The following is a 10,725-nucleotide window of genomic DNA, read 5'->3' as shown; positions in this document are numbered from 1 at the left end:
ACCCACCCCCCCCCCCCCCCCCTCCCCCCCCCTCCCCCCCCCCCCCCCCCCCCCCCCCCCGTCTTCCTGTCCCCCCCCAACAACCACAAAAACACCCCCCCCCCCCGCCCCCCCCCCCCCCCCCACGGACGCTCTAACACGTAAAAATCTCCGCATCATGCTTTCCGAAAATCCAATTCGATTTTCGGGCCTTTGCGGCAGGCGAACCCCTTCGCCAGCAAATCAGTTGCCAACCATAAGGTTCCAACATGAACCGGGCATGAAGATGGCGGATTTCTGGCGGGCTGGAGCAAGAACACTAGCTGGCGGCGAATCCCAATTCCTTGCGCGCCTGCTTCGTCAGCTTGAGCACGACAAGGCGGTGGCTTTCGCGCAGATAGTCCTTTAGCGCGTCATCGTCCATGCTTTGGCTTGTCTGGCGCTGGATCCATTTCATGCCGCGTGAGGCAAGATAGGGCGCGGGCCGAAGGCCCGGCTGTTCCTTCAAGATGTCATAAGCGATGTCGGAGCATTTGAAGGTGACGAACGGCTCCTTGCCATCGCTCCAACCGCCGATCGCAAAGACCTTGGCTCCGACTTTCCAGACATGAGCACCGCCCCACTGGACGACATGGGTCGCCGACGGCAGCGAGGCGCAGAAGCTGTTGTAGTCGTCCAACGTCATCTGCGCCCCGTTTAATTTTTTGATTATGCGGCGGCCTCGAAAATCAGGCCGCCGCCTCGGTCGCTACGATCGTCGGCTTCGACCGGAAGTTCAACCGGTCGGAACCAGCGGTGACCTTGACGGTCGAACTGTCGAGGATGTCGCCGAGCAGGATCTTCTCCGCCAGCGGATCCTGAAGGTCCTTCTGCATCACCCGCTTCAACGGCCGCGCGCCATAGGCCGGATCGTAGCCCTTGGCGGCCAGCCAGTCGATCGCCTCCTGATCCAGCGAAAGCGTGATCTTGCGATCTGCGAGCAGGCTTTCCAGCCGCTTGAGCTGGATCTCGACGATGCTGCCCATATCCTGCCGGCGCAGCCGGTGGAACAGGATCACCTCGTCGACGCGGTTGAGGAACTCCGGCCGGAACGACGCCCTGACGACTCCCATCACCTCGTCGCGCACGACATCGACGTCCTGGTTCTCGCCGAGATTGACCAGATATTCGGCGCCGAGGTTCGACGTCATGATGATCAGCGTGTTGCGGAAATCGACCGTGCGGCCCTGCCCGTCGGTCAGGCGGCCATCATCGAGCACCTGCAGCAGCACGTTGAACACGTCCGGATGCGCTTTCTCGATCTCGTCGAACAGCACGACCTGGTAGGGCCGGCGTCGCACCGCTTCAGTCAGCGCGCCGCCCTCCTCATAGCCGACATAGCCGGGAGGCGCGCCGATCAGCCGGGCGACCGAGTGCTTCTCCATGAATTCCGACATGTCGATGCGCACCATGGCGCTCTCGTCGTCGAACAGGAAGCTGGCAAGCGCCTTGGTCAGTTCGGTCTTGCCGACGCCCGTCGGTCCGAGGAACATGAACGAACCGATCGGCCGATTCGGATCCTGCAGGCCGGCGCGTGCGCGGCGCACCGCTTTCGACACGGCCTGTACCGCCTCGCCCTGGCCGACGACACGCTTGCCGATTTCGTCTTCCATGCGCAGCAGCTTGTCACGCTCGCCTTGCAGCATCTTGTCGACGGGAATGCCGGTCCAGCGCGACACGATGTGGGCGACGTGATCGGGGGTGACCACCTCCTCGACCATGCCGACCTTGCCGTCTTGCGCCTCGGCCTGCGTCAGCTTCTTTTCGAGCTCCGGAATCTTGCCATAGGCAAGCTCGCCGGCGCGCTGGAATTCACCTTTGCGCTGGGCGATGGCGAGCTCGTTGCGCGCTTCGTCGAGCTGTTTCTTCAGGTCGGCGGCGAGCCCGAGCTTCTGCTTCTCGGCCTGCCACTTCGAGGTCAGTTCGGTCGATTCCTCTTCCAGGGCGGAAAGATCCTTTTCGAGCCGGGCAAGCCGGTCCTTCGACGCGTCGTCCTTCTCGACCTTCAGCGCCTCACGCTCGATCTTGAGCTGCATGATGCGGCGGTCGATCTCGTCCAGCGCTTCGGGCTTCGAATCGACCTGCATCCGCAGCCGCGACGCGGCCTCGTCGACAAGGTCGATGGCCTTGTCCGGCAGGAAGCGGTCGGCGATGTAGCGGTTGGACAGCGACGCTGCGGCGACCAGCGCCGAATCCGAAATGCGCACCTTGTGGTGCTGCTCGTATTTCTCCTTCAGGCCGCGCAGGATGGAGACGGTGTCTTCCACCGTCGGCTCATTGACGAAGACCGGCTGGAAGCGGCGGGCAAGGGCCGCATCCTTCTCGACATGCTTGCGGTATTCGTCGAGCGTCGTCGCGCCGACGCAGTGGAGTTCGCCGCGTGCCAACGCCGGTTTCAACAGGTTCGACGCATCCATGGCGCCATCCGCCTTGCCGGCGCCGACCAGCGTGTGCATCTCATCGATGAACAGGATGATGCCGCCGGCCGCAGCGGTGACTTCCGAAAGAACCGCCTTCAGCCGCTCCTCGAATTCGCCGCGATATTTGGCGCCGGCGATCAGCGATCCCATATCGAGCGCCATCAACTGCTTGTCCTTGAGCGATTCCGGCACGTCGCCATTGACGATCCGCAACGCCAGCCCTTCGGCGATCGCCGTCTTGCCGACGCCGGGTTCACCGATCAGCACCGGATTGTTCTTGGTGCGGCGCGACAGCACCTGGATGGTGCGGCGGATCTCGTCGTCGCGGCCGATGACCGGGTCGAGCTTGCCGGCGCGACCGTCGGCGGTGAGATCGCGCGCGTACTTCTTAAGCGCATCATAGCCCTGCTCGGCGCTCGCCGAATCGGCGGTGCGACCCTTGCGGACGTCGTTGATCACCTGGTTCAGCGCCTGTGGCGTCACGCCGGCCTTGGTCAGGATGTCGGCGGTCTTGGCGGATTTCTCGACCGCCAGCGCCGTCAGCAGCCGCTCGACCGTAACGAAGCTGTCGCCGGCCTTCTTTGCCAGTTCCTCGGCGGTCGAGAACACTTTGGCCAGCGGTTGCGCCAGATAGAGCTGGCCGTTGCCGCCCTCCACCTTGGGCATTGCCTCAAGTGCCGTCTCGACGCCCAACTTGACGTCGCGGACGCTGCCGCCGGCGCGCTCGATCAACGACGCTGCCAGGCCCTCGTCGTCGTCGACGAGCACTTTCAATATATGTTCGGGGGTGAATTGCTGGTGGTTGCGCGAGAGCGCCAAGGTCTGCGCCGACTGGATGAAGCCGCGCACGCGCTCGGAATATTTTTCAAGGTTCATATCTGTCTCCTTCCGTCACCGGCCCGCTTTGCGGCACCGGATCAGATTGCGGTGACGGACCCGCCCGTTCGAGCCGGGTCCTGTTCACGCGAGATATGGGGCGCAATCCACGGACCCTCAAGACGTCCCGATAACGGCGGACTTAATATTCCCCGGGGGGCGCACATACAAAAACGGCGGAGATTTCTCTCCGCCGTCCAGGAATGTCTGGGCCTTGCTCGATCAGTTGTTGACGTCGACGATGGTGGGCTCGCCACCGGCGTCTTCCGCCGGAGCAGCATTCACGTTATCGCCGCCAGCATTGTCGTTACCGCCATCCACCTGATCAGCATTGACGCGCGGACGGCGCGAACGCCTGGGGCGGCGGGCAGCGCCGCTTTCGGCGGCGGCTTCGTTCATCTCGGCCCGGGCTGCCAGAGCCGCTGGCGAAAAGCTTTCGAACTGCGGCGCGGGTTCGGCCACAGAAACAGGCTCGTTCGGAGACACAGCTTCCGCCTGCACGGGGGTTTCGTTCTGAACCGGTCTCTCGTTGCGCCGGTTCTGATCGCCGCGCTGTCCGCCCTGCTCGCCGCGCGCACCAAATTCGCCGCGCTGGCCGTTCTGGCCGTAGCCGCCATTGGGGCGACGGTCGCGATGGCGGTTGTCTCGCCCGCCGGCATCGCGCCCACTGGCATCACGCCCACTGGCATCACGATTGTCACGGCCGTTTTCCTGGTTGAGCGTCAATTCAGCCGGCGTGCCGTCGATGACCGGCTGCGGGCCTGCACCGTGGTTGACCACCGGAGCCGCAGTCTCGCCGACATTGCTGTTGCCGGCATTGTCGAACTCGTCGCGATCTTCGTCGCCGTCATCGTCGAAATCGTCGCGGTTCTGCTGAGCGCTCTGGATCGGCAGCTGCGCCTGCGCGGCAGCGATGATGCGATTGTAGTGCTCGGCGTGCTGGAGATAGTTTTCCGCCATCACCCGGTCGCCGGAGCTTTGCGCGTCACGGGCAAGGGTTGCGTATTTTTCGGCGATCTGCTGAGCCGATCCGCGGATCTTCACGTCCGGACCGTTGCTCTCGTAATTGCGCGTCAGGGGATTTGGACCCTTGCGGTTGTTGTTATTGTTGTTGCCGCCGCCATTGTTGTTGCGACCGCGCATGCGCCTGTTCTGCTGTTGTGGCCTCATTCGACTCTCTTCATTTTGAAATTTTTCGAAAACTTTTCACGAACGGAGGCGCTCATGCAGCCAGCCGTTTCGTCTCTTCACCGGCGTTCGCCCGCATCGATTGCGTTGGCGCCACGTGTCATCCTGTTCCGGTTACATCACTTGCCGGACGATCCCCGCACGAAGCTTGGGCGTCGTTTGCACAAGAAGGCAGCTATTTCCAAGGAAACCGAATCGCTAAGAGCACTGCCTGCTTCGTCTCATCCGGTTAAGGCGACCCTAGCCGCATTCCCCGGCATTGCCAAGCGCTTTTTTTGCACTGCATCACGGCCTTTGTCAGTTCAAAGATCAGAACCCTCTCGTTTCCGCCAAAGTCGCGGAATACCCCCGCCGGCATATAGCCGGCTGCGGAGAAAATGCCCGTGACCTCTTTGCGCTGAGTGTGGCCGATCTCGACCGCAATCCTGCCCTCGGCTTCCAAAAAACCTGCCGCCTCGGCGGCGATGATCCTGTAGGGACTCAGACCGTCCACGCCGCCATCAAGGGCTTGGCGTGGATCGAAATCGCGGACTTCGCCCTGCAGATTTTCGATGTCTATGGACGCTATATAGGGCGGGTTGGCGGCAATTACATGGTATCGGCCAAAAACTTTTTCGAACCAGTCGGATTCGAGCACCTGGAACCGGTCGGCCAACCCCAATTCCCCTGCATTGCGCATGGCGGTCACCAGCGCGCCTGGCGAAATATCGACACCGGTGGCGAGCGCCGCCGGAACGGCGCTGAGCAGCGCCAGCGCGATGGCGCCGGTGCCGGTGCCGAGATCGAGGATGCGGCACTCGCCTTGCCGTTCCGCTGTCGCCTTCACGAAGGGCAGCACCGCTTCGACCAGCGTTTCGGTGTCCGGTCGCGGCTCCAGCGTTTCCGGTGACAACGACAGGCGCAAGCCATAAAACTCGCGATGGCCGAGGATGCGATGCACCGGCTCACCGGCAACCCGCCGCCTCAAGGCTGCATCGATCGCGGCAATCGCGCCGGCATCGACACTGCATTCGGGATCGGCGATGGCTTGTGTGCGGGTCGTACCGGAAAAATGTTCGACGATCAGCCTCGCATCCAGCGCCGGATCGGCGACTGCGGCCGCAGCAAGGCGTGCCCGCGCCGCTTTCAGCAGCAGCCCTAGCCTACTTGGCAGACTGTCAGCCATCGAGGCCGATATCGGCGAGCAGCTTCGACTGGTGATCGGCGATCAGCGCGTCGACGATCTCGTCGAGTTCGCCCATCATCACCCGGTCGAGCTTATAGAGCGTCAGATTGATGCGATGGTCGGTGACGCGGCCCTGCGGGAAATTATAGGTGCGGATGCGCTCCGAGCGATCGCCCGAACCGACCTGAGATTTGCGCGATTCGGAGCGTTCCTCGTCAGCCTTGCTGCGCTCAAGGTCGTAAAGCCTGGCGCGCAGGATCTGCATGGCTTTGGCCCGGTTCTGGTGCTGCGACTTCTCCGCCTGCACCACCATGATGCCGGTCGGCAGATGGGTGATGCGCACTGCCGAATCGGTGGTATTGACGTGCTGGCCGCCCGAACCCGAGGCGCGCATCGTGTCGATGCGGATGTCTTCGGCCCTGACGTCGATGTCGACCTCTTCCGCTTCGGGAAGCACGGCAACCGTCGCCGCCGAGGTGTGGATGCGCCCGCCGGCCTCGGTCGCCGGCACGCGCTGCACACGATGCACGCCGGACTCGAATTTCAGATGGGCGAAGACCCCCTTGCCTGAAATCGTGGCGATGATTTCCTTGTAGCCGCCGACCTCGCCCTCGCTGGCCGACGCCGTCTCGAAACGCCAGCCGCGTGCCGCGGCATAGCGTTCGTACATGCGAAACAGGTCGCCGGCAAAGAGAGCCGCCTCGTCGCCGCCGGTGCCGGCGCGGATTTCGAGGATGGCATTCTTGTCGTCGGCGGCATCCTTGGGCAAAAGCAGGATTTGGATGTCCTTCTGCAGCGCTTCGATGCGTTCCTTGACCTCCGGCAGATCGGCCTCGGCCAGTGCCCGCATTTCGGCATCGGTGCTTTTGTCGGCGAGCATCGCTTGCAGGTCGGCCTGTTCATGCTCGGCGGTGCGCAGCGCCCTGATCTTAGCCACCATCTCCTGCATGTCGGCATATTCCGACGCCATCTTGACATAGGCGTCCGCCGCCGGCCCGGCCGACATTTGCGCTTCGAGCATGTCGAAACGCTTGACGACTTGATCCATGCGGTCGCGGGGCAGGTTGATCATGGTCCTGGAACTTCGATAAGATTCACGTCAGGGCGAGCCGAAAATGACGAGTTTCGAGAACCGGAGCGGAATGTACAATTAGGTACATGAGCACCGGAAGCACAGAAAATCGACATTTGCAGGCCGCCCTCACGTGAATTTACAACGGAATGGAGCGGTCGTCGGCAAAGGCCTGCAGCAGCGCCCGCATCGGCAACCCCTGGGCCGGCGCCATGAGATTGTCGTCGAAGAACGCTTCCAGCTCGGCCAGCGGCAGTTCCGTCAGCATCGCCTTGACCGGACCGATCGAGGCCGGCGACATCGAGATCGATCGGTAGCCAAGGCCGATCAGCGCCATCGCCGAGATCGGCTTGCCGGCCAGCTCGCCGCACAAGGTCACCGGGGTTTGATTGCGCACCCCGGCGTCGGCAATCTGCTTCAGCGCGCGCAGGAACGGCGTCGACAGCACATCGAAGCGGTCGGCGAGCTGCGTGTTGCCGCGATCGACCGCCATGACGAACTGGAACAGATCGTTCGAGCCGACCGAGACGAAATCGACGGCCTTCATCAGCTCATCGAGCTGGAACAGCAGTGAAGGCACTTCCAGCATGGCCCCGAGCTTCAGGCTGGTCGGCAGATGATGGGCAAAACGCGACAGATGCCGCACTTCGCGATCGATGATTTCGCGCGCCTGGGCGATCTCGCCGAGCTCCGTCACCATCGGCAGCATCAGCTTCAGTTCACGCCCGCCGCATGCCTTCAAAAGCGCTCGGATCTGGGTACGCAACAGGCCCGGCCGGTCGAGCGTCAGGCGGATGGCGCGCCAGCCGAGCGCCGGGTTCTCTTCCTGGATCGTGTCCTTGAAGTAGGGCAGCACCTTGTCGCCGCCGATATCGATGGTGCGGAATGTCACCGGCTTGCCGCGCGCCGCGTCGAGCACGTCACGGTAGAGCCGTTCCTGGGCTTCCGCCCGCGGAAAGGTCGAGGCGACCATGAACTGCAGCTCGGTGCGGAACAGGCCGATACCGGCGGCGCCGGCCTCGGCAAGCTGCGGCAGATCGACGGCCAAGCCCGCATTCATCAAAAGGTCGACCTGGACGCCGTCCTTGGTCATCGACGGCTTCTTGCGCAGCTCGCGATAGACCTCCTGCCGCCGCGCCCGGAAGCGGACCTTTTCGGCATAGGCGGCTTCGAGGTCCGGCTGGGGGCGCAGGTGGATGGCGCCTTCTTCGCCATCGACAATGATGGCGTCGCCGTTTTCCGCCATGGAAACGGCGCCCTTCATCTGGCCCGCAACCGGTATGCCCATGGCCCGCGCCACGATAACGACGTGGCTGGTCGCTGCGCCGTCCTCCAGCACCAGCCCGCGCAGCTTGTCTCTGGGATAATCGAGCAGTTCGGCGGCCCCCATCGAGCGGGCGACGATGATGGCGTCCTTCGGCAGCGAGACCGCGACATCGTCCGGCCCGCGCCCCATCAGCTGCCGCAGCAGCCGGTTGGCGAGATCGTCGAAATCGCTCATCCGCTCGCGCAGATAAGGATCGGTCATGTGCAGCATGCGGGCACGCATGTCGCTCTGCACTTTTTCCACCGCCGCTTCCGCCGTCAGGCCGTTGCGTACCGCCTCTTCCAACCGGCGCACCCAGCCGCTGTCGTTGGCGAACATGCGATAGGCTTCGAGCACCTGGCGGTGCTCGCCCTCGAAGGCGACTTCGCGGCGTTCCAGCATGTCGTCGATGGAGAGCCGGAGCGAACCGAGCGACGCATCGAGCCGCTTGATCTCCTCATCGCTGTCCTCGTTGAACAGATTGGTGACGACGATGCGCGGCTCATGCAGCACGACATGGCCAAGTCCGACGCCCTCGTTGAACGACAGGCCGGTAAAGCTCACCGGGCGGCGCAGGTCGAGTTCGAGGCCGGGCCGGGTCAGCCGGGCAAGGTCGCCGGTGGCGATCATCTCGGCGATCACCATCGCCGTCGTTTCCAGCGCCTCGACTTCGTCGTCGCGATAGTGGCGCATGGTCTTGTTCTGGACGACCAGCACACCGAGCGTGCGCCCCGCCCTGAGCACCGGCACGCCGAGGAAGGAATTGTAGATCTCCTCCCCGGTCTCCGGCAGATAGGCGAAGGCTGGATGTTCCTGCGCGTTGGAGAGGTTGAGCGGCCGTGCCGAGGCCGCGATCGTGCCGACGAGGCCTTCCCCCAGCCTGAGCTGCGCCAAATGGACGGCCTTCGGATTCAGGCCCTCGGTGGCATAGAGTTCGAGCACCGAATCGGCGCGCAGCACGTAGAGCGAGCACACTTCAGCGACCATATTGGCGGCGATGTCGCGCACGATGCGGTCGAGCCGCTCCTGCGGCTCCAGCGGCTCCTGCATGAGCTCGCGGAGCCGTTTCAGCAAAACGCGCGGGCCACTGGCCGTATCACGCATCGCGGCTTGTTCTCCAATGGACATTATGCCCGCCGCAGTTTCTCCCGCGGCCGGCGCTCACGCAACAACTCAAATAGAGCGGCGTCGGTCCAATTGGACCCACAAAGGACGCTCCAAGACTTCGAACTGCTGCATCGTGCTTTCCGAAGATCGACCTCCGATTTCCGGACCGAGCAGTCTGCTACTGCTTATCCAGACCGTAGATGGAATGCAAAGTGCGAACAGCAAGTTCTGTGTAGGGACCGTCGATCAGGATCGAAATCTTGATCTCGGATGTGGTGATCGCACGGATGTTGATCGATTTGTCGGCCAGCGCCTTGAAGGCGGTGGCGGCGACGCCGGCATGGCTCCTCATGCCGATGCCGATGACCGAGACTTTCGACATGCCGGCTTCCGACTGCACGACGTCGTAGCCGATCGTGGTCTTCAGCCGCTCGAGCACGGCAAGCGCCTTGTCGACATCGCCGGACGGCACGGTGAAGGTCATGTCGGTGAACTTGCCGTCCTCGGAAATGTTCTGGACGATCATGTCGACATTGATGTTGGCTTCGGCCAGCGGCCCGAAAATGCCGGCGGCGACGCCGGGCCGGTCACCGACACGGCGCAACGAAATCTGCGCTTCGTCCTTGGCGTAGGCAATTCCGGTGACGACCTGCTGTTCCACGATCTCTTCCTCGTCGCAAATAAGCGTTCCGGGCGGATTGAGCAAATCCCCCATTCCGGGCGCGTCGGGATCGTCGAAGGACGACCGCACGAAAGTACGCACCCTGTGCACCATGGCAAGCTCGACCGAGCGTACCTGCAGGACCTTGGCGCCGAGCGAGGCCATTTCAAGCATTTCCTCGAAGGAAATCTTGGCCAGCCGCCGCGCCTTCGGCTCGATGCGCGGGTCGGTGGTGTAGACCCCGTCGACGTCGGTGTAGATGTCGCAGCGGTCTGCCTTGACCGCCGCCGCGATGGCGACAGCACTGGTGTCGGAGCCGCCGCGGCCGAGCGTCGCGATGCGGTTGTCCGGCCCGATGCCCTGGAAGCCGGCGACCACCGCCACCTGGCCCTCGCCGAAGCGCTTGATCAGGAACGCGCCGTCGATGTCGAGAATGCGCGCCGCGCCATGCGCATTGTCGGTCTTGATCGGGATCTGCCAACCTTGCCAGGAACGGGCATGGACGCCCATGTTCTGCAGCGCGATCGCCAGCAGGCCGGCAGTCACCTGCTCGCCGGAGGCAACGACGGCGTCATATTCGCGGGCATCGTGCATCGGCGAGGCTTCGCGCGTCCACTGCACGAGCTCGTTGGTCTTGCCGGCCATCGCCGAGACGACCACCGCGACCTCATGGCCGGCATCGACCTCGCGTTTGACATGGCGCGCCACATTGCGGATGCGGACGATGTCGGCGACGGAGGTCCCGCCGAATTTCATCACGATGCGCGCCATGGAAGCGAAATGCCTTTGACTGGGTGCCGAAACGGCGGCCGAAAAATGGAGACGGAGCGTCGGGCTGGGCCAGCCGCTGAATTCGCGGCCTCCTTAGCCAAATGCTTTGGGTTTCGCAAGGCGTGCCACCGCTTGCCCCCC

General features: G+C 63.5%; 7 protein-coding genes. All 7 read right to left on the bottom strand.

Annotation, left to right across the window (positions count from 1 at the left end):
* Positions 1 to 298 precede the first annotated feature (298 nt).
* The 7 genes from AC0L2R_RS32380 to AC0L2R_RS32350 all read right to left on the bottom strand — a co-directional run bounded on the left by AC0L2R_RS32380 (position 299) and on the right by AC0L2R_RS32350 (position 10,584).
* Positions 299 to 664, bottom strand: coding sequence for an MmcQ/YjbR family DNA-binding protein (locus tag AC0L2R_RS32380; protein WP_027153335.1), 366 nt, complete (start codon positions 662 to 664; stop codon positions 299 to 301).
* A gap of 43 nt (positions 665 to 707) precedes the next feature.
* Complete coding sequence (gene clpB / locus AC0L2R_RS32375; RefSeq protein ID WP_473513771.1) at positions 708 to 3,314, bottom strand: ATP-dependent chaperone ClpB; 2,607 nt, start codon at positions 3,312 to 3,314, stop codon at positions 708 to 710.
* Positions 3,315 to 3,536: 222 nt separating this feature from the next.
* Positions 3,537 to 4,457 carry a DUF4167 domain-containing protein gene (locus tag AC0L2R_RS32370; RefSeq protein WP_473513769.1) on the bottom strand — a complete coding sequence of 307 codons (921 nt, stop codon included), beginning with the start codon at positions 4,455 to 4,457 and terminating at the stop codon, positions 3,537 to 3,539.
* 274 nt (positions 4,458 to 4,731) lie between these two features.
* Positions 4,732 to 5,667, bottom strand: a complete 936-nt coding sequence (prmC, locus tag AC0L2R_RS32365; protein ID WP_473513767.1) for a peptide chain release factor N(5)-glutamine methyltransferase — start codon at positions 5,665 to 5,667, stop codon at positions 4,732 to 4,734.
* Positions 5,660 to 6,739, bottom strand: a complete 1,080-nt coding sequence (prfA, locus tag AC0L2R_RS32360; protein ID WP_473513765.1) for a peptide chain release factor 1 — start codon at positions 6,737 to 6,739, stop codon at positions 5,660 to 5,662. Before prfA ends, prmC begins: the two co-directional genes overlap by 8 nt.
* 139 nt (positions 6,740 to 6,878) lie before the next feature.
* Entirely contained in the window at positions 6,879 to 9,149 is a 2,271-nt protein-coding gene (gene ptsP / locus AC0L2R_RS32355; RefSeq protein WP_023797302.1) for a phosphoenolpyruvate--protein phosphotransferase, read from the bottom strand.
* A gap of 181 nt (positions 9,150 to 9,330) precedes the next feature.
* Positions 9,331 to 10,584: an aspartate kinase gene (locus tag AC0L2R_RS32350; protein ID WP_023797301.1), complete on the bottom strand. Its 1,254-nt coding sequence runs from the start codon at positions 10,582 to 10,584 to the stop codon at positions 9,331 to 9,333.
* Positions 10,585 to 10,725 lie beyond the last annotated feature (141 nt).

Source organism: Mesorhizobium sp. WSM4820, assembly GCF_055811075.1.
The sequence above is the reverse complement of the archived record's forward strand: the minus strand, read 5'-3'. Positions and strand labels throughout refer to the sequence as shown.